General features: G+C 60.2%; 14 protein-coding genes. 2 read left to right on the plus strand and 12 right to left on the minus strand.

The window, feature by feature from the left end; genetic code table 11:
* Positions 1-75 precede the first annotated feature (75 nt).
* Complete coding sequence (gene plsB, locus KGB03_RS18950; RefSeq protein ID WP_218536280.1) at positions 76-2,559, minus strand: glycerol-3-phosphate 1-O-acyltransferase PlsB; 2,484 nt, start codon at positions 2,557-2,559, stop codon at positions 76-78.
* Positions 2,560-2,989: 430 nt separating this feature from the next.
* Here plsB and KGB03_RS18955 point away from each other — a divergent pair, with 430 nt between their 5' ends.
* Complete coding sequence (locus KGB03_RS18955; RefSeq protein WP_008146705.1) at positions 2,990-3,199, plus strand: cold-shock protein; 210 nt, start codon at positions 2,990-2,992, stop codon at positions 3,197-3,199.
* Positions 3,200-3,334: 135 nt separating this feature from the next.
* Here the strand turns inward: KGB03_RS18955 and KGB03_RS18960 are convergent, their stop codons facing one another.
* The 4 genes from KGB03_RS18960 to KGB03_RS18975 all read right to left on the minus strand — a co-directional run bounded on the left by KGB03_RS18960 (position 3,335) and on the right by KGB03_RS18975 (position 8,588).
* Positions 3,335-3,712: a hypothetical protein gene (locus KGB03_RS18960; protein WP_008146702.1), complete on the minus strand. Its 378-nt coding sequence runs from the start codon at positions 3,710-3,712 to the stop codon at positions 3,335-3,337.
* Positions 3,713-3,795: 83 nt separating this feature from the next.
* Positions 3,796-4,605, minus strand: coding sequence for a putative RNA methyltransferase (locus KGB03_RS18965; RefSeq protein ID WP_223528219.1), 810 nt, complete (start codon positions 4,603-4,605; stop codon positions 3,796-3,798).
* Positions 4,605-5,756, minus strand: coding sequence for a succinyl-diaminopimelate desuccinylase (dapE, locus tag KGB03_RS18970; RefSeq protein ID WP_218536282.1), 1,152 nt, complete (start codon positions 5,754-5,756; stop codon positions 4,605-4,607). Before dapE ends, KGB03_RS18965 begins: the two co-directional genes overlap by 1 nt.
* A 240-nt stretch (positions 5,757-5,996) precedes the next feature.
* On the minus strand, positions 5,997-8,588 hold the full coding sequence (locus KGB03_RS18975) for a glycosyltransferase (RefSeq protein ID WP_192406369.1): 2,592 nt from the start codon (positions 8,586-8,588) through the stop codon (positions 5,997-5,999).
* Between the two features lie 288 nt (positions 8,589-8,876).
* On the opposite strand from KGB03_RS18975, the gene tcdA reads away from it, so the two are divergent.
* A complete protein-coding gene (tcdA, locus tag KGB03_RS18980) occupies positions 8,877-9,689 on the plus strand; it encodes a tRNA cyclic N6-threonylcarbamoyladenosine(37) synthase TcdA (protein ID WP_371918014.1) in 813 nt (270 codons plus the stop codon).
* A 105-nt stretch (positions 9,690-9,794) separates the two neighbouring features.
* On the opposite strand, the gene KGB03_RS18985 is transcribed toward tcdA, so the two are convergent.
* The 7 genes from KGB03_RS18985 to map form a co-directional block, all read right to left on the minus strand.
* Positions 9,795-10,199, minus strand: a complete 405-nt coding sequence (locus KGB03_RS18985; RefSeq protein WP_218536283.1) for a SufE family protein — start codon at positions 10,197-10,199, stop codon at positions 9,795-9,797.
* Positions 10,196-11,401 carry an aminotransferase class V-fold PLP-dependent enzyme gene (locus KGB03_RS18990; protein WP_218536284.1) on the minus strand — a complete coding sequence of 402 codons (1,206 nt, stop codon included), beginning with the start codon at positions 11,399-11,401 and terminating at the stop codon, positions 10,196-10,198. The genes KGB03_RS18985 and KGB03_RS18990 overlap by 4 nt, the downstream gene beginning before the upstream one ends.
* Positions 11,402-11,542: 141 nt before the next feature.
* Positions 11,543-12,577 (minus strand): 2,3,4,5-tetrahydropyridine-2,6-dicarboxylate N-succinyltransferase, encoded by a 1,035-nt coding sequence (gene dapD, locus KGB03_RS18995; protein WP_218536285.1) that lies wholly within the window; start codon positions 12,575-12,577, stop codon positions 11,543-11,545.
* A gap of 33 nt (positions 12,578-12,610) precedes the next feature.
* On the minus strand, positions 12,611-12,973 hold the full coding sequence (locus KGB03_RS19000) for an ArsC family reductase (protein ID WP_223528221.1): 363 nt from the start codon (positions 12,971-12,973) through the stop codon (positions 12,611-12,613).
* Positions 12,974-13,317: 344 nt separating this feature from the next.
* Entirely contained in the window at positions 13,318-14,517 is a 1,200-nt protein-coding gene (gene dapC / locus KGB03_RS19005; protein WP_192406372.1) for a succinyldiaminopimelate transaminase, read from the minus strand.
* A gap of 175 nt (positions 14,518-14,692) precedes the next feature.
* The gene (locus KGB03_RS19010) at positions 14,693-17,395 is read right to left on the minus strand and encodes a [protein-PII] uridylyltransferase (RefSeq protein ID WP_111451015.1); all 2,703 of its coding nucleotides are present in this window, start codon (positions 17,393-17,395) and stop codon (positions 14,693-14,695) included.
* 45 nt (positions 17,396-17,440) lie between these two features.
* The gene (gene map / locus KGB03_RS19015; protein WP_008146676.1) at positions 17,441-18,223 is read right to left on the minus strand and encodes a type I methionyl aminopeptidase; all 783 of its coding nucleotides are present in this window, start codon (positions 18,221-18,223) and stop codon (positions 17,441-17,443) included.
* Positions 18,224-18,568 lie beyond the last annotated feature (345 nt).

Here is an 18,568-nt window from a genome sequence, read left to right on the forward strand (position 1 = left end):
TTAATTCATAACTGGGTGATTATAAGAACATCCTTGTTCTTATAATCGTTGTCAGAAAGTTACCGCTAATCGCAACTAAACTTGATCCGCCGCATCTTCACTGCGATGCAACGCGACCTGACGGATCGACAAGCGAATCTCCGCCGGCAACACTCGCTTGGCCGCACCTTCGGCCAGTTCGCCGAGCAGTTCGTGATAGCTCAGCTTGCCGGCCTCGTCGCGCTTGAGCACGTCGAGGTCGAGCAGGGTCTGGATGAAGTGGCGGAACAGGCTCTTGTCGAAAAACTCCGGGGCGTTGAGGCCATGGAGGATCGACAGGCGTTGGGCCATGACCGTGCACAAGTCTTCCAGCTCTTCGGCGCTGATGCTGTTCTGACCGCTGTTGAGCAGCAGCGAGACCGTCATGTAGAAGCGTTGCAGGGTCTGGGCGATGCTCTTCGACAGCAGGGTCAGCAGCACGAAATGCCGAGAGCTCGGCGCCGGGCGCAGGTAGACGTCGTTCTCGAAACGCAGCAGACCTTGCTCGACGAAGGCTTCGAGCCATTGATCGATCACCGCATCCAATTCGTCCAGCGACCAGCGAATGAACAGCTCCGATTGCAGGTACGGATACAGCGCGCGGGTGTAGCGCAGGATCTGTTCGCGACTCATGCGCGAGGCGCTCTGGAAGAAACTCGCCAGCAGAGCGGGCAGGGCGAAGATGTGCAAAACGTTGTTGCGGTAGTAGGTCATCAGGACGGCGTTCTGCTCGTCCAGATACAGAATCTTGCCCAGGGCATCGCTCTGCTCGGACAGCAGATCCATGTCCTTCACATGCTCGATCAACGCTCGGCCGTCACCTTCCGGCAGGGTCGTGTGCGGCGAGTACGGGACCTTGCGCAACAGCGCCAGGTACAGATCGAGCACCCGTGCCATGGCGCGATCGTCCAGCGCGAGACGGCTGGTGGACAGCAGCGCCAGCGCCACGAGATTGACCGGGTTGATCGCCGCGGCTTCGTTCAGGTGCTGCGCGACTTTCTCGCCGAGGCGGTTGGTGGTTTCGTTGAGCCAGGCCGGTTTGAACTGCGGACCGAGTTCCTGTTGACGCCAGTCCGGCTGCTCGCTGTCGAGGAATTCCGCCAGTTTGATCGGCTCGCCGAAGTTCACCGCGACCTGGCCGAAACGCTGCTTGAGGGCGCCGATGACTTTGAAAATGTCGAAAATCGATTCTTTCTTCTTGGTCGCCCCACGCAGTTCGCCAAGGTAGGTCCGGCCTTCCAGCACACGCTCATAGCCGATGTAGACCGGGATGAAAACGATCGGCATCCGCGATGAACGCAGGAAGCTGCGCAGGGTGATCGCCAGCATCCCGGTTTTCGGTTGCAGCATGCGCCCAGTGCGCGAACGGCCACCCTCGACGAAGTACTCCACCGGGAAGCCTTTAGTGAACAGGGTGTGCAGGTACTCGTTGAACACCGAGGTGTAGAGCGGGTTGCCCTTGAAGGTGCGGCGCATGAAGAACGCACCGCCGCGTCGCAGCAGGCCGCCGATTCCCGGCATGTTGAGGTTGATCCCGGCGGCGATGTGCGGCGGGGTCAGGCCATTGCGGAACAGCAGATAGGACAGCAGCAGGTAGTCGATGTGGCTACGGTGGCAGGGTACGTAAATCACTTCGTAACCCGGTGCGACCTTTTGCACGCCTTCGATGTTGTTGACCTTGATACCGTCGTAGATCTTGTTCCAGAACCAGCTCAACACCACTTCCATGAAGCGGATTGCGGTGTAGGTGTAGTCGGAGGCGATCTCGTTGCCATAGCGTAGGGCCTGGGCCTTGGCTTTCTCCGGGGAGATGTTTTCACGCTCGGCTTCATCGAGGATCGCTTGCTTGACCAAGGGCTGATTGAGCAGGCCTTTGACCAGGTTGCGACGGTGGGAAATGTCCGGACCGATCACCGCCGCTTTCAGGTTGCGGAAGTGCACCCGCAGAATTCGCTGGGCCATGCGCACGGTGCGCTCGTGGCCCTTGTTGTGGTCGATCAGCTCGCGCAAATGGATCGGCGCTGAGAACTGAACGCGGGTTTTGCGCCCCAGCACAATGATGCTCAGCAACCGACGCAGACGCCCGGTGACCGCCCAACTGTCGGCGAAGAGCAGTTTCCACGGGCTCGACTCGCTGTCCGGCGACTGGCCCCAGAACACGCTGACCGGAATGATCTGCGCATCTTCGGCGGCGTTCTGGCTCAGGGCACTGACCAGGCGGGTCAGGGTCGGCGGCGCGCCGCGTTTGTCCTGGCGGCCGAGCCAATCGGGTTCTGGCGTCAGGTAAAAGAACGCGGCGGGTTCCTCAAGCGTACCTACCGAGACCGGCAACACCGGGCGCGGCAGGCCGGCCTTGCTGCATTCGGTATCGACCACGGCCAGGTCGGTCAGCGAAGGGTTTTGCAGGACGTAGAACACCGGGCGGCTGCGGTCGAGGTTGAGGGTGAACGACGACTGATTGATCGTCTCCGAGCGAACCCAGAGGTACAACAGTCGACGCAGGGTGCCAAACACAAGACGGCGGAACGGGGAGCGGGTCATACGGCTTCTGCATGAGTGGAAAAAACCGAGCAAATGCTCGGGCGGTCGTAGGGGGCGTTCTCAATGAGTTTTCACGCCGCGTTGTCGCCTTAAAGCGGGCCAGGCAAGGCGCAGGCCGCGGGGAATGGTTGTTCCCTTTCCAAGGCCTGCAACGCAGCCTGGCCCGCTTTAAGGCACAACCCGAAGGGCCGGGCCTGCTGTTGTGCAGGGCTGCGTTGCTCGAAGCTTATTTGGAATGACCAAACCACGCTTCTCGCGCCTTGCCCTGCACAACAGCAGACCCGGCGCGGCGTGAAAACTCATTGAGAACGCCCCCTAGTGTGCCGTATTCGCCGAAAATCGGCAAAAAAGCGGCTAAGTAAAGTGAGTTGAGAGTTTTGGCGGCTGTCATATACTCGGCCGTTCAAAATAAAAACAAGGGGGTACTGACATGGCAACGCGCGAAACCGGCAATGTGAAGTGGTTCAACGACGCCAAGGGCTACGGCTTCATTCAGCGCGAGGATGGAGTGGACGTGTTCGTGCACTACCGCGCGATCCGCGGCGAGGGGCATCGCTCGCTGGCGGAAGGCCAGCAGGTGGAATACGGCGTGGTGACTGGCGAGAAAGGCTTGCAGGCTGAAGACGTTGTAGGCTTGTAAACCCGCTCTTCAGATCACCCAAAACAACTGTGGGAGTGAGCCTGCTCGCGATAGCTGACTGACATTCAACATTGATGTTGACTGAAAGGGCCTCATCGCGAGCAGGCTCGCTCCCACAGGTTTTGTGTACAGCTTTTAGACTGTTTTCCAGGTGATCTCTTCTTCACCATCCGCGCTGATGCGCATCCAGCGATCGGCGGTCTCCTCACCTTCTTCCTCGACCCAGCTACCCGGTGCGCAACGCACTTCGACGTTCAGCGCGGCAAACGCTGCGCGGGCGCAGGCGATGTCGTCTTCCCACGGGGTCTGGTCGCTGTCCAGGAACAGGCTGTTCCATTTGCCCACGGCTTTCGGCAGCCAGGTGACCGACACGTTGCCGGCCTTGCACTTGTAGGTCTGGCCTTTCTGGACCCAGTCGGTGCATGGGCCCAAAGCAGTGCCGAGCCAGGCCGCGACGGCCTTGTAGTCGACGTCGGCGTCTTTCAGGTAAATCTCGATATCGGGTTGGCGCATGGATGTCCTCACTGCGGGTCTGAAAAATCCATTCGCGGATTTAGCCGGCCTAAGGCAAATGCCGAAGACCAAAAAATTAAGAATTATTGAAGTACGAAGTAATCGTAGCGCATTGAAACAGTGACCTCGAACGGCTCGACCTGTTCGATAACCGCCGCCCGGCGTTCAGCACTGGCGCGCCAGCCGTGGGGTGTCATGGCCAACAGGTCTGCACGGTCCTGACCCTTTTCCAGCGTCAGTTTGAATTCCAGGGTTTCACTGTGCTGCAGCGCCATGCCTTCCGGCACCAAAGCCAGATGCTTGTCGTCGGTGTATTCACGCACTTCGTCGTACAGACGCTCGCGCAATTCCATCAGATGGCCGCTGGTCGGCCCGACTTTCATCAAACCGCCGCCGGGGCTGAGCAGGCGTTTGGCTTCCTCCCAGTCCAGCGGGCTGAAGACGCTGGCGAGAAACTGGCAGCTGCCGGAGGCCAACGGCACCCGCGCCATGCTGGCGATCAACCAGGTCAGCTGCGGGTTGCGTTTGCAGGCGCGTTTAACGGCTTCCCGGGAGATGTCCAGCGCGTAACCGTCGGCCTTCGGCAATGCCTCGGCGATTTGCGCGGTGTAGTAACCCTCGCCACAACCGATGTCCAGCCAGCGCTGCGGGGCGTACTGAGCGGCCAGTTCTGCCAGTCGCTTGGCCACCGGCGCGTAATGGCCGGCGTTCAAGAAATCGCGGCGGGCTTCGACCATCGCCAGGTTATCCCCAGGGTCGCGGCTGTTCTTGTGCTGCACCGGCAACAGGTTCAGGTAACCCTGACGCGCACGGTCGAAACGATGCCCGGCGGGGCAGGCCACGCCGTTGTCCACCGCGTTCAGCGGTTCACTGCAGATCGGGCAGGCGAGCATCAGGCGAGCAACTTGATCAGGGTCTGGTAGTAGATTTCGGTCAGCACATCGAGGTCGGCAGCCAGTACACGCTCGTTGACCTGGTGGATCGTTGCGTTGACCGGGCCCAGTTCAACCACCTGAGTACCCATGGTCGCGATGAAGCGCCCGTCGGAGGTGCCGCCGCTGGTGGACGCTTTGGTTTCACGACCGGTGATGTCCTTGATGCTCGACGCAACGGCATCCAGCAATGCACCCGGTTCGGTGAGGAACGGCAGGCCGGACAGCGCCCAGTCGATGTGCCAGTCCAGGCCATGCTTGTCGAGAATGTCAGCGACGCGCTTTTGCAGGCCTTCCACGGTGGATTCGGTGGAGAAGCGGAAGTTGAACACCGCTACCAGATCACCCGGAATCACGTTGGTCGCGCCGGTGCCGGAGTTCACGTTGGAGATCTGGAAGCTGGTCGGCGGGAAGAAATCGTTGCCGTGGTCCCAGTGCTCGGCGGCCAGTTCGGCCAGTGCCGGGGCGGCGAGGTGGATCGGGTTTTTCGCCAGGTGCGGATACGCCACGTGGCCTTGCACGCCGCGCACGGTCAGTTTGGCACCGAGGGAGCCGCGACGGCCGTTCTTGACCACGTCGCCCACCAGGGTGGTGCTCGACGGTTCGCCGACGATGCACCAGTCCAGACGCTCCTTACGGGCGGCAAGGCGTTCGATCACAGCTTTGGTGCCGTGGTGCGCCGGGCCTTCTTCGTCGCTGGTGATCAGGAAAGCGACCTTGCCCTTGTGATCCGGGTAGTCGGCGACGAAACGCTCGGCCGCCACGGTCATGGAGGCGAGGCTGCCTTTCATGTCTGCCGCGCCACGGCCGCAGAGCATGCCGTGTTCATCGATCACCGCGTTGAACGGATCGATCTGCCAGGCGGTCACCGGGCCGGTCGGCACCACGTCGGTGTGGCCGGCGAAGCACAGTACCGGGCCGTCGTGTTTACCGTGGGTCGCCCAGAAGTTATCCACATCTTCGATGCGCATGGGTTCCAGCATAAAACCGGCATCGCCCAGGCGCTGCATCATCTGCTTCTGGCAATCGGCGTCGACCGGCGTCACGGACGGACGGCGGATCAGGTCGATGGCGAGTTGAAGGGTCGGCGAAAGGTCGGCGTGGGCCGTCATGGGAAACTCCGAAAACATGAAATATGGGCGCGGACTAAATGTGGGAGCGGGCTTGCTCGCGAATGCGGTGTGTCAGTCAGCATAAAAGTTGATTGTTACACCGCATTCGCGAGCAAGCCCGCTCCCACAGGTTTCGAGTACGGTCAGAAAGACCGTATATCACGCCAAGCCCTGCAAAATGGCGGTTATCTTAAAGCAAAACGGCGGCCATTGGCCGCCGTTTAGTGCATCTGGAACGATTTAGACCGCCGGAGCCGTCTCGCCCTCGACCGCCGGTTTCGGCAGCGAAGACAAGAACGCCATGATCAGCGCCGCCAGGTACGGCAGCGACTGCACGAGCAACATGGTCACCCAGAAGCGCATGTCGTTGCTCGGCATGCCGTTCACCACGAAAATCCCCAGCGCCGCGCTCCACAACAGCAGCATGATGAACATTTCTTCGCGAGCTTCCGAAATCGCCACCCAGAAGCCGTGGTTATCGGCGTTTTTCGGGGTGCGGAAGAACGGAATGCTGCTGGTGAAGAAACCGTACAGCACCGCTTTGGCGATGGTGTGCGACAACGCCAGACCGGCCAGTGCCGCGCAGAATGCATCCTTCAGGTTGACCCCGACCGCACGGCGGTACAGGAAGATGATCTTGCCAACCTTGAACACGAACAGCGCCAATGGCGGGATCGCGAAAATCAACAACGGTGGATCGACCCGTTGCGGCACGATGATCATCGCCGCCGACCACAACAGGGCGCCCACGGTGAAGAAGATGTTCATGCCATCCGCCACCCACGGCAACCAGCCCGCGAGGAAGTGGTAACGCTGGCCACGGGTCAGCTCGGTGTCCTTGCCGCGCAGCAAACTGGCGGTGTGACGCTTGATGATCTGAATCGCACCGTAAGCCCAGCGGAAACGCTGTTTCTTGAAGTCGATAAAGGTATCGGGCATCAGGCCTTTGCCGTAGCTGGTGTGGTAATACGCCGCTGACAAGCCTTTCTCGAACACGCGCAGACCCAACTCGGCGTCTTCACAAATGCACCAGTCAGCCCAGCCCAGTTCCTCGAGCACCGAGCGCCGGGTCATGGTCATGGTGCCGTGCTGAATGATCGCGTCACGGTCGTTACGGGTAACCATGCCGATGTGGAAGAAGCCTTTGTATTCCGCGTAGCAGAGCTTCTTGAAGGTGCTTTCGTTCTGGTCGCGGTAATCCTGCGGTGACTGCACCACGGCGATTTTCGGGTCGGCGAAGTGCGGCACCATGTGCTTGAGCCAGTTCGGGTCGACGCAGTAGTCCGAGTCGATCACCGCAATCACTTCGGCATCCTTGGCGGTGTGCGGAATCAGGTAATTCAGCGCGCCACCCTTGAAGCCGGCCAATGGCGCGACGTGGAAGAACTTGAAGCGCGGGCCGAGGGTTTCGCAATAATCGCGCACCGGTTCCCAGACCGCCGGGTCCTTGGTGTTGTTGTCGATGATCAGGACTTCGAAGTCCGGATAGTCGAGGTTGGCCAGGGCGTTGAGGGTCTGTTTGACCATCTCCGGTGGCTCGTTGTAGCAAGGTACGTGAATCGAGACTTTCGGTCGGTAGTCCGAATCGCCCACCACCGGCAGGAATTCACGCCGGCGTTTGTGGGTCCAGACCGCTTCCGCCAGCTCATGCGCCTCGGTCAGCAACACGATAAACACCCCGAGTGCGCCGAGGGCAAGCAAGAAGCCTACCGTCAGGCTGAACCAGGTGCTGTATTGCTGGCTGTAGTCGTAACCGATCCATACCAGCACCGAACCGCAGAGGAACGCGATGAAGGTCAGGAAGGTGCGGCCGCGTTGACGCAAGGCCGAGCCGTCGATCATCAGCAGGGTCAGGGACAGCAGAGCCAACACCACCGAACCGATGGCCAGCACGCGCCATTGCGGGATCGCGACGACCGGGCCTTCAAAGTTGAATTTCTGCTGGCGCGCGGCGTTGAAAACGCCCCAGTAAGCGCCCACGGAACCTTCGTCACTGGCCTTCCACGGTTGGTCAAAGGCTTCGATCACGAAGTAGTTGAAGCCCTGGCGATTGAGCTTGTTGACCAAGGTCCGCAGATAAATCGCCTGGTCTGCCGGCGACGCGTCGGCGCCACCACGCATACGGCCGTTGCTCGGCCAGCCGACTTCCGACAGCAGCAGCGGTTTTTTCGGGAACATCTTTTTCAGGTCACGGGCGCGGTCGAGTACGAACTGCCCGGACTGTTCCATCGGAACATGTTCCCAGTACGGCAGGATGTGGGCGGCGATCAGGTCGACGTGCTTGGCCAGGCTCGGGTTTTCTTCCCAGACGTGCCATTGCTCGGAGGTCGTCACCGGTACTTTCACTGCCGCGCGGACGCGATCAAGGATCACGCTCAGTTCGGCGGCGGTAATTTCCTTACGGAAGATCGCCTCGTTACCCACCACCACGCGGACCACGCTGCGGGAGGTATTGGCCAGGTCGATGGCGCGCAGGATTTCACGCTCGTTGCGCTCAAGGTCCGGGCTGATCCAGATACCCAGCGTCACGCGCAAACCGAATTCTTCGGCGAGCCTGGGAATATCACCCAGGCTGCCATCGACCGAGTAAGTACGGATGTTGTCCGTCAGCTTGCTCATGATCTCCAGATCGCGACGCATTTCATCGTCGGTCGGGTATTGCTCTTTTTGTGGGTACTGCCCTTGCTGGAACGGCGAGTACGAAAAGCCGGAGATCTGTTCAGGCCAGTTGGGGGCGGTGACCGGGCGATTGATCAGCGCCCAGAAGCCGGTAAACAAGGCTGCGATGGCGAGCACCACGACCAGGTTGAGTCCAAATTTACGCGATGACATAGCTATTTCAGGTTCCAGGGGCTGCTGAACGAAGGAACGGTCGGCGGCCGATTGCCAAGAGGCTGGGGGCGCGCATCCTACACCGGGCGTTCACTGACCGTACAGCGGACAGGGAAATGCCGGACGTTGGGCACTCCAACTCGGTTTAAGTTCTTCCGTTGGACCTTGTAGGTTAAATCTTGGTTCTGTGTAGGCTGATTAAAGAGGTAAAGACGCCCGTTCATAGCCCAAAGATGCTCTTGGCCGCTGACGGCCCTATAATGCGCGCCGGTTTTTGGGGTAATGGTCATGAGTACAGAAGATCCGCGGTTTGCAGGCATCGCCCGTTTGTATGGCATCGACGGCCTGGAGCGTTTGCGCGCGGCCCACGTGGCGATCGTCGGCGTCGGTGGCGTCGGTTCCTGGGCGGCGGAAGCCGTCGCCCGTTGTGGCGTGGGCGAGATTTCGCTGTTTGACCTGGACGACGTCTGCGTCAGCAACGCCAACCGTCAGTTGCACGCGCTGGACAGCACCGTCGGCAAACCCAAGGTTGACGTGATGGCCGAGCGCCTGCGCGGGATCAACCCGGACTGCACCGTGCACGCGGTGGCGGACTTCGTCACCCGCGAGACCATGGCCGAATACATCACGCCGAACATCGACTGCGTCATTGATTGCATCGACAGCGTGAATGCCAAGGCGGCGCTGATTGCCTGGTGCAAGCGCCGCAAGATCCAGATCATCACCACCGGCGGTGCGGGCGGGCAGATTGATCCGACGTTGATTCAGGTGTGCGATTTGAACCGGACCTTCAATGATCCGTTGGCTTCGAAAGTGCGCTCGACCTTGCGCCGGGATTACAACTTCTCACGCACCGTGACCCGCCATTACAGCGTGCCGTGCGTGTTTTCCACCGAGCAACTGCGCTACCCGAAACCGGATGGCAGCATTTGCTTGCAGAAGAGTTTTGTCGGTGATGGTGTAAAGCTCGACTGCGCCGGAGGGTTTGGTGCGGTGATGATGGTGACGGCGACGTTTGGCATGGTCGCGGCGACCAAGGCTGTGGATAAGATTGTGGCCGGGGTGCGGCGACCGGCGGATCGGGTCAAGCCTGAGGTTTAAGTTGTTGCTGATGGCGCCTTCGCGAGCAAGCCCGCTCCCACATTCGACCGAGTTCTCTCAGGGGAACACAATTAAATGTGGGAGCGGGCTTGCTCGCGAAGGCGATTAACCAGCCAACTCATTCATCCGCTGGAGCACGGCATTGAGGCCATTACTGCGTGATGGGGATAACTGTCTGCTCAGTCCAAGCTGATTAAACCAATCCGGCAAATCCACCTGCTGCAACTCAACCGCCGACAACCCGTTCACCCGCGCCAGCAACAACGCCACCAACCCGCGAATCAATCGTGCATCGCTGCTCGCGGCAAACTGCCAGTGACCGTCATCCAGCGCACCCACCAACCACACCTGGCTTTCACAGCCGTGCACCCGGTTGGCTTCGACTTTATCGACATCGCTCAAAGCGGGCAGACGGTCGCCCCATTGCATCAACAGCCGCGCCCGTTGTTCCCAACCGGCAGCATTCTGAAAAACCTCCAGCGCCGCAACCGCATCGGCAGGCACGTTCATCGCAACAACTCCAGCGCCTGATCCAGCGCTTCAAAGAACCGTTCCAAATCTTCGGAATCGTTGTACAGCGCCAACGACACCCGAATCGCCCCGGCCAATTCAAAGCTTTTCAGCAACGGCATGGCGCAGTGATGACCGGCGCGTACCGCGATCCCTTGTTCGGTCAGCAAATGCGCCAAATCAGAGTTATGCACACCCTCGACGACAAAACTGGCAAGCGCCAGTTGCGGCTTGCCCAGCAACCGAATGCCGCTGCGCGCTTCGAGGCCTTTGAGCAAATAGTCATGCAGCGCTGCTTCATGGGCGCAAACCGCGTCCTGATCGAGCCCCGCAAGATAATCCAGCGTCGCCCCCAGACCAATCACACCGGCAATCGGCGGCGTACCCGCCTCAAAACCCAGTGGCGCCGGGCGGAACCGTGCGCTGTGATAATCCGCATCCAGCACCATTTCGCCGCCGAATTGCCAGTGGCGCAGTTGCTCAAGCGCTTCATTGCGACCGAACAGCACGCCCAGTCCATCGGGGCCGTAGAGCTTGTGGCTGGAAAACACATAGAAGTCGCAACCCAGCCCCTGCACGTCGTGCCGGCCATGCACCACGCCTTGGGCGCCATCGACCACGGTCAGCGCGTCATGCGCCTTGGCCATCGTCAAGAGGGCGGGCAACGGCTGCCAGGCGCCGAGCACGTTGGACAGCTGACTGACCGCCAGCAAGCGGGTTCGCGGACCGATCAACTGCGTGGCAGCATCAAGGTCGATCAAGCCGTCGGCGTCCAGTGGCAGGATCACCAGCTTCAGGTCACGACGGTGGGCCAGTTGCTGCCATGGCAACAGGTTGGCGTGATGCTCCAGGGCGCTGATGACAACTTCATCGCCCGGATTGAAAAGATGTTCCAGGCCATAAGCCAGGAGGTTCAGCGCAGATGTTGCGCCGTGGGTAAAGATGATCTGCCCGCAATCGCCGGCATTGAGCCAATGGGCGACTTTGCTGCGGCTGGCCTCGAACGCTTGGGTGGCGTGGGCGCCGGGCAGGTGTTGCGCCCGATGCACGTTAGCCGCGCCGTTGGCGTAGTAATGCGCCAGGGCATCCAGCAGGGCTTGAGGTTTTTGCGTGGTGGCGGCGTTGTCCAGATACGTCTGGTCTTGCCGTTGCAATGCGGCGATGGCCGGAAAATCGGCGCGCCAGGGAGAGGCAATCATCATGCTATCGAGCCCTGTTAAACATGGGCGGGTGTACGCCTGAACCTGTGGGAGCGGGCTTGCTCGCGAAGGCGTCCTTGAGGTCGCCAAAAGCTTCGCGAGCAAGCCCGCTCCCACAGTTGATCGGTTGGGTTGCTGCAGCAATCAGTTGTGAGCGTGCAGCGCTTCGTTCAGTTCGATGGCCGATTTGTGGGTTTTGCATTCCACGGCACCGGTCTCCGAATTGCGACGGAACAGCAGGTCAGGTTGACCGGCCAGTTCACGGGCCTTCACGACTTTGACCAGTTTGTTGTTTTCGTCCAGCAGTGCCACTTTGGTACCCGCGGTCACGTACAGGCCCGACTCAACGGTGTTGCGATCGCCCAATGGAATGCCGATACCGGCGTTCGCGCCGATCAGGCAGCCTTCGCCAACCTTGATCACGATGTTGCCGCCGCCCGACAGGGTGCCCATGGTCGAGCAACCGCCGCCCAGGTCCGAACCCTTGCCGACGAATACGCCAGCGGAAACGCGGCCTTCGATCATGCCCGGGCCTTCGGTGCCAGCGTTGAAGTTGACGAAACCTTCGTGCATCACGGTGGTGCCTTCGCCGACGTAGGCGCCCAGACGAATACGTGCCGCGTCAGCGATACGCACGCCGGCCGGAACCACGTAGTCGGTCATTTTCGGGAACTTGTCCACCGAGAACACTTCCAGCAGCTCGCCACGCAGACGGGCTTCCAGTTGATGCTCGGCCAGTTCGGCCAGGTCGATTGCGCCCTGGCTGGTCCATGCCACGTTCGGCAGCAACGGGAATACACCCGCCAGGTTCAGGCCGTGCGGCTTGACCAGGCGATGGGACAGCAGGTGCAGCTTGAGGTAGGCCTCAGGGGTGGAGGTCAACTGAGCGTCTTCGGCCAGAATGGTCGCGACCAGCGGCTTGTGGCTCTCGGCCAGACGGGTCAGCAAGGCAGCCTGGGCAGCGTCGACACTTTTCAGGGCCTCAGCCAGTTGCGAAGCCTGAGCGGTAGTGAACGCGATGGCCTGATTGCCTTCGGTGTAGCCCAGAACCGGTGCGATGGTAGCGACGAGTTCGGCCGAAGGGTTGAGCAGCGGCTGAGCGTAAAACACTTCCAGCCATGCGCCTTGACGGTTTTGAGTGCCGACACCAAAGGCCAGGCTGAACAGGGTAGTGGACATGTTGATACCTCTAACAAAATGGAACGGGCTGCCTTACTTGAGCGCTGCCGCGTAGATATCTGGCTTGAAGCCAATCAGGGTTCGGTCACCGAGATCAAGCACCGGGCGCTTGATCATCGAGGGTTGTGCGAGCATCAGTTCGATGGCTTTCGGCTGGTCGAGATCGGTTTTGCGTTCGTCGTCGAGCTTGCGAAAGGTCGTGCCTGCACGGTTCAACACCACTTGCCAACCGTGCTCGTCGCACCATTGGGTCAGGTGTTCACGGTCGATTCCGACCGCTTTGTAATCATGGAAGTCATAACTGACAGCGTGTTCATCGAGCCAGGTGCGCGCCTTTTTCATGGTGTCGCAGGCTTTGATGCCGAAAAGGTGCAACGTTTTGCTTGAAACGGTCAAGGAATTGCCCCCTTTGCAGGTGCTGAAAATAAAAGGTGACGGATTATGCCATGACCGGACGGTTTCGCGTCGGTCGTGGTCGGGTTTGTCTGTGGGTCATGGCGATCAGCTATTGCGTGCGACATTGGAGCAACGGCCCGCCCGCAGTCTAAGCGGCTAATGTGGCATTCAATGCTGTCGATTGTCTGGGAACCGCACTTTATGCAAATCGCCTGCATGGCCTTGCCGCAGTTGCTGCGCGGCATCGTCGGGGCCGTCTATAGACGCGGTCTTGAGGTGCGTCCGTTTGCCCACAGCCAATATAAGAGTGCCCGCACTGCGTTGCACAGTGCGGGCAGGGATATTTACTTGTTTCGGATAATAAATTCGCGAATTCTCTTGGCCGCTTCTACACATTCGGCCAGCGGCGCGACCAGTGCCAATCGCACGCGTCCGGCTCCCGGATTGAAGCCATCAACTTCGCGAGACAGATAAGATCCGGGCACCACGGTCACGTGTTCTTCAACGAACAGATCACGGCAGAACGCCTCATCATCGCCTTCAACATTCGGCCACAAATAGAAACCGCCGTCCGGACGCTGCACATCCATCACCGGGCTGAGGATTTCCAGCACCGCATCGTACTTCTCGCGATACAGCGCACGGTTGGCGCGCACGTGCACTTCGTCATCCCATGCAGCAACGCTGGCCAGTTGGGTCTGAACCGGCATCGCGCAGCCGTGGTAGGTGCGGTACAGCAGGAAGCCCTTGAGGATGTCGGCGTCACCGGCAACAAAACCGGAGCGCAGACCTGGCAGGTTGGAACGCTTGGACAGGCTGTGGAACACCACGCAGCGCTTGAAGTCCTTGCGGCCCAGTTCCACGCAGGCGCTGAGCAGGCCGGCCGGCGGGGTTTGTTCGTCGAAGTACAGTTCGCTGTAGCACTCGTCGGCGGCGATCACGAAGTCGTATTCGTCGGCGAGGGCGATCAGTTTTTTCAGGGTTTCAACCGGGATCAATGCGCCGGTCGGGTTGCCTGGCGAGCACAGGAACAGGATCTGGCAGCGTTTCCAGATGTCTGGGGAAACGGCGTCGAAATCCGGGTTGAAGCCGTTTTCGTCCAGGCACGGCAGGTAATGCGGCTTGGCTCCGGCGAGGAACGCGGCGCCTTCGTAGATTTGATAGAACGGGTTAGGGCTGACCACCAGGGCATCGTCGCCACGATTGACCACAGTCTGGGTGAACGCGAACAGCGCTTCACGAGTGCCGTTGACCGGCAGCACATTGCGCGCCGGGTCGAGCCAGCCGTGCGGAACGCTGAAACGACGTTCGCACCACGCGGCGATGGCTTCACGCAGAGCCGGAATGCCGAGGGTGGTCGGGTACACGGCCATCTTATCCAGATTGCTTGCCAGGGCTTCGGCGACAAAGCTCGGCGAACGGTGTTTCGGCTCACCAATGGACAGCGCAATGGCGCGCTTGTCCGGGTTTGGCGTGACGCTGCCGAGCAGGGCGCGGAGCTTCTCGAACGGGTAGGGCTGCAACTGGTTCAGAGCGTTGTTCATGGGGGCCTCATCTAATGTGGGGGCGAGCCCGTGTGGCGAGGGGATTTATCCCCGTTCGGCTGCGAAGCAGTCGTAAACCTGCTTTAACTTTGAAATGCCGGGGCCGCTCCGCAGCCCAGCGGGGATAAATCCCCTCACCACATGGTTCGCTCCCACAGGGGGAAAATTTGTTAATTCAGATGCTGATGCGCGACAGTTTGATATCGGGTTCGTTACTGACGGTCAGCTGTTCGACGATTGCATCCTGCAAGCGGCTGCACAGCAATGGGTCGGACAACGGCTGGTTGTTCGCGTCGGTGATGAAGAACACGTCTTCCACGCGCTCGCCCAAGGTGGCGATCTTGGCGTTCTGCAGCGACAAGTCGAACTCCAGGAAGATCGTGCCGATGCGTGCCAGCAGGCCCGGGCGGTCGGGGGCGCTGAGCTCCAGCACCGTTACCGGACGCTGGGCGTCGTTGTGGATCGTCACCTGTGGCGCAAACGCGAAATGCTTGAGCTGGCGCGGTACCCGACGCTGAATGATGGTCGGGTAGTCGTCCGGGTTGCGCAGGGCCTCGGTCAGGCCTTCGCGAATCTGTTTGACCCGCGCCGGGTTATCACCGATCGAGTCGCCGTCGGTGTCGAGCACGATGTAGGTGTCGAGGGTGAACTGGCTGCTGGAGGTGATGACCCGGGCGTCGTGAATGTTCAGGTTGAGCTGGTCCATCGCGGCCACGGTCACGGCGAAGAAGTCGTGCTGATCCGGCGCATAGATAAAGATCTGCGTGCCGCCTTCGAACTCGCGCTGGGTGGTTTCCTTGATCAGCACCAACGGCCCGCCGTCGGCCGGCTGCTGGAGGATCGCGTCGCTGTGCCAGGCCACGTCGCCGGCGGTGTGGCGCAGGAAGTAGTCATCACCCAATTGCGCCCACAATTGCTCGACATCGTCAGGATCGGTGCCGCCGCGTACCAGAATGTCCAGCGCTGCGCTCTGGGTCTGGCGAATCTGCTCTTCGCGGTCCACCGGGTTTTCCAGGCCGCGACGCAAGGCACGCTTGGTCTCGGTGTAGAGCTGGCGCAGCAGGCTGGCGCGCCAGGAATTCCACAGCGTCGGGTTGGTGGCGTTGATGTCGGCGACCGTCAGCACGTACAGATAATCGAGGTGGGTTTCGTCGCCGACGATCTGCGCGAAATCGTGGATGACCTGCGGGTCGGACAAGTCCTTGCGCTGGGCGGTGGTCGACATCAGCAAGTGGTTCTGCACCAGCCAGACGATCAGGCGGCTGTCCCACACCGGCAATTGGTGGCGCTGGCAAAAGGCTTCGGCATCCACGGCGCCGATTTCCGAGTGATCACCATGCCGGCCCTTGCCGATGTCGTGGTACAGGCCAGCCAGGTAGATCAGCTCGGGTTTGGGCAGCTTGCCCATGAGCTTGCTGGCCAGCGGGAATTTTTCCGACACCTGGGTGTACTGCAACTTACGCAGATGTTTGATCAGGTTCAGGGTGTGAGCATCGACCGTATAGATGTGAAACAGGTCGTGCTGCATCTGCCCGACGATGAAGCCGAACTCCGGCAAGTAGCGCCCGAGGATGCCGTAACGGTTCATCCGTCGCAGGTTTCGGTGGATGCCGATCTTGCACTTGAACAGCTCGATAAACAGGCTGGTATTGCGGATGTCGTTGCGGAAATCATCGTCGATCAGATGACGGTTTTCTCGCAGCAGGCGAATGGTGTCGGCGCGCACGCCTTTGATTTCCGGCTGCTGAGCCATCAATACGAAGATTTCCAGCATGGCGAACGGTGTGCGGCGGAACACGTTGTCGTTGCGCGCCTCGATGTAACCGTCGTGCAGCTGGAATCGCGAGTTGATCGGCTGCGGCGGCGCTTCGTCTTCCGGTGCGAGGATGACTTCCTCGAAGTGCTGGATGATCAGGTCGCTGAGCTGGGCAATGCTCATGACCACCCGGTAATACTGCTGCATGAAGTTTTCAATGGCTTGCTTGGCGTCATCGCCTTTGAAGCCCAGCAGCCCGGCAATGGTGCGCTGGTGATCAAACAGCAAGCGGTCTTCGGAACGGCCGGCGAGCATGTGCAGGGCGTAACGAACCTTCCACAGGAATTCCTGGGAGGAGGCCAGGAGGGCGTTTTCGCTCTCGACCAGGAAACCTTCGCCGGCCAGGGCCCGCAGGTTCAGGGTGCCGTACTCGCGACGGGCCACCCACAGAATCGTCTGAATATCCCGTAGGCCGCCGGGCGAGCCTTTGACGTTGGGTTCCAGGTTGTATTCGGTGTCGTTGTACTTGTGGTGGCGGGCCTTCTGCTCGGCGCGTTTGGCCAGGAAGAAGTCCTTGCTCGGCCACATGTGCGCGGTGCTGGTCACGTCCAGCATGCGCTGGCGCAAGCGCTCGGGGCCGCAGATGGTACGGCTTTCCATCAGGTTGGTGACGACCGTCAGGTCGGCGCGGGCCTCCTGGACGCATTCGTCCACCGAGCGAACGCTCTGGCCCACTTCAAGACCGATGTCCCACAACAGCGTCAGAAAACGCTCGATGGAATCTCGGAAAACTTCGTGATCGGCACTGTCCAGCAGGATCAGCAAATCGATGTCGGAATAAGGGTGCAACTCACCGCGACCGTAGCCGCCGACCGCGACCAGCGCGATGTCGGCGTCTTCGCTCCAATCGAACTGCTCCCAGGCCTTTTGCAGGATGTTATCGACGAACCAGGCGCGATCCTCGATCAACCGGCGAATGTCGCGGCCGCTGCGAAAGCGCTCGTCGAGCACCTCGCGGGCCTGGCGAATCGCTTTCTTGAAGGCCGCGATCGGGCTTGCCTTCAGGGCCAGTTCAGCCTGGAACTGGCCACGGTCGAAGAGTTCGGGATCCACCTGCGGCATCGATTGGCTTTCCTGTCTATAAGGCTGAGGAGCTGCGCGCCCGGATCAGGCCGAAACGCGCGGGATGGTGTCGTCGGCGCGCAGGGTGAAGATCTCGTAACCGGTTTCGGTTACCAGAAGGGTGTGTTCCCACTGTGCCGACAGCTTGCGGTCCTTGGTGATTGCGGTCCAGCCGTCGCCCAATACCTTGGTGTCGGCCTTACCCTGGTTGATCATCGGCTCGATGGTGAACGTCATGCCGGCTTTCAGCTCCATGCCGGTGCCAGCGCGGCCGTAGTGCAGGATCTGCGGCTCTTCGTGAAATACCTTGCCGATGCCGTGACCGCAGAACTCGCGAACCACGGAAAAGCCGTTCTTTTCAGCGTGCTTCTGGATCACTTCACCGATGTCGCCCAGGCGGCAGCCGGGTTTGACGATTTCGATGGCCTTGTACATGCATTCCTGGGTGACCTGCGACAGGCGCTCGGCCCAGACCGGCACGGTGCCGACGTGGAACATGCGGCTGGTGTCGCCGTGGTAGCCGTCCTTGATGACGGTGACGTCGATGTTCAGCGTGTCGCCATCTTTCAGCGGCTTCTCGTTCGGGATGCCGTGGCAGACCACATGGTTGATCGAGGTGCAGATCGACTTCGGAAAGCCCTTGTAGTTGAGCGGGGCAGGGATGGCTTTCTGCTCATTGACGATATAGTCGTGGCAGATGCGGTCCAGTTCTTCAGTGGTAATGCCCGGCTTGACATGTTCGGCAATCATTTCCAGCACATCGGCGGCCAGTTTGCCGGCGATGCGCATTTTTGCGATGTCCTCTGGGGTTTTGAGGGTGACGGTCATACTGGCTCTCTCTGCGCTCGATGGCGCCTTCTAAAACGAAATGGGCGTTGCGCGATCGATCTTCGCGGCCCTTAAAAACGCGATTCTAACAGACGAGCAGCGCAAATCTGAGCCTCTGTGCATCGCTTCTCCTTATAGAATGGCGCATTCTTGGAGGATTCCAAGGGCTGGAACCAAAGCACGCGCCGGGATTTAACAATCCGGGTTCCGTTTTTTTCTGCCTTGTGATATAAAATGCGCCGCTTTCCGGGGATCCCCTGAAAAGCCTAAATCCACACACGTGTCGACACGATGACCTGGGTGCCTTCAGCTGATGCTGCTGGTTGGTCATTGGGATACGTGGAG

Origin of the sequence: Pseudomonas sp. BF-B-26 (assembly GCF_019956495.1) — a bacterium.
Taxonomy (GTDB): Bacteria; Pseudomonadota; Gammaproteobacteria; order Pseudomonadales; family Pseudomonadaceae; genus Aquipseudomonas.

Coding starts and splice junctions, on each gene's coding strand:
- KGB03_RS18975 (WP_192406369.1), bottom strand. CDS start 8,588: ATGTCATCGCGTAAATTTGGACTCAACCTGGTCGTGGTGCTCGCCATC.
- KGB03_RS18955 (WP_008146705.1), top strand. CDS start 2,990: ATGGCAACGCGCGAAACCGGCAATGTGAAGTGGTTCAACGACGCCAAG.
- map (WP_008146676.1), bottom strand. CDS start 18,223: ATGACCGTCACCCTCAAAACCCCAGAGGACATCGCAAAAATGCGCATC.
- dapE (WP_218536282.1), bottom strand. CDS start 5,756: ATGACGGCCCACGCCGACCTTTCGCCGACCCTTCAACTCGCCATCGAC.
- KGB03_RS18990 (WP_218536284.1), bottom strand. CDS start 11,401: ATGATGATTGCCTCTCCCTGGCGCGCCGATTTTCCGGCCATCGCCGCA.
- dapD (WP_218536285.1), bottom strand. CDS start 12,577: ATGTCCACTACCCTGTTCAGCCTGGCCTTTGGTGTCGGCACTCAAAAC.
- KGB03_RS18965 (WP_223528219.1), bottom strand. CDS start 4,605: ATGCTCGCCTGCCCGATCTGCAGTGAACCGCTGAACGCGGTGGACAAC.
- dapC (WP_192406372.1), bottom strand. CDS start 14,517: ATGAACAACGCTCTGAACCAGTTGCAGCCCTACCCGTTCGAGAAGCTC.
- plsB (WP_218536280.1), bottom strand. CDS start 2,559: ATGACCCGCTCCCCGTTCCGCCGTCTTGTGTTTGGCACCCTGCGTCGA.
- KGB03_RS19010 (WP_111451015.1), bottom strand. CDS start 17,395: ATGCCGCAGGTGGATCCCGAACTCTTCGACCGTGGCCAGTTCCAGGCT.
- tcdA (WP_371918014.1), top strand. CDS start 8,877: ATGAGTACAGAAGATCCGCGGTTTGCAGGCATCGCCCGTTTGTATGGC.
- KGB03_RS18985 (WP_218536283.1), bottom strand. CDS start 10,199: ATGAACGTGCCTGCCGATGCGGTTGCGGCGCTGGAGGTTTTTCAGAAT.
- KGB03_RS18960 (WP_008146702.1), bottom strand. CDS start 3,712: ATGCGCCAACCCGATATCGAGATTTACCTGAAAGACGCCGACGTCGAC.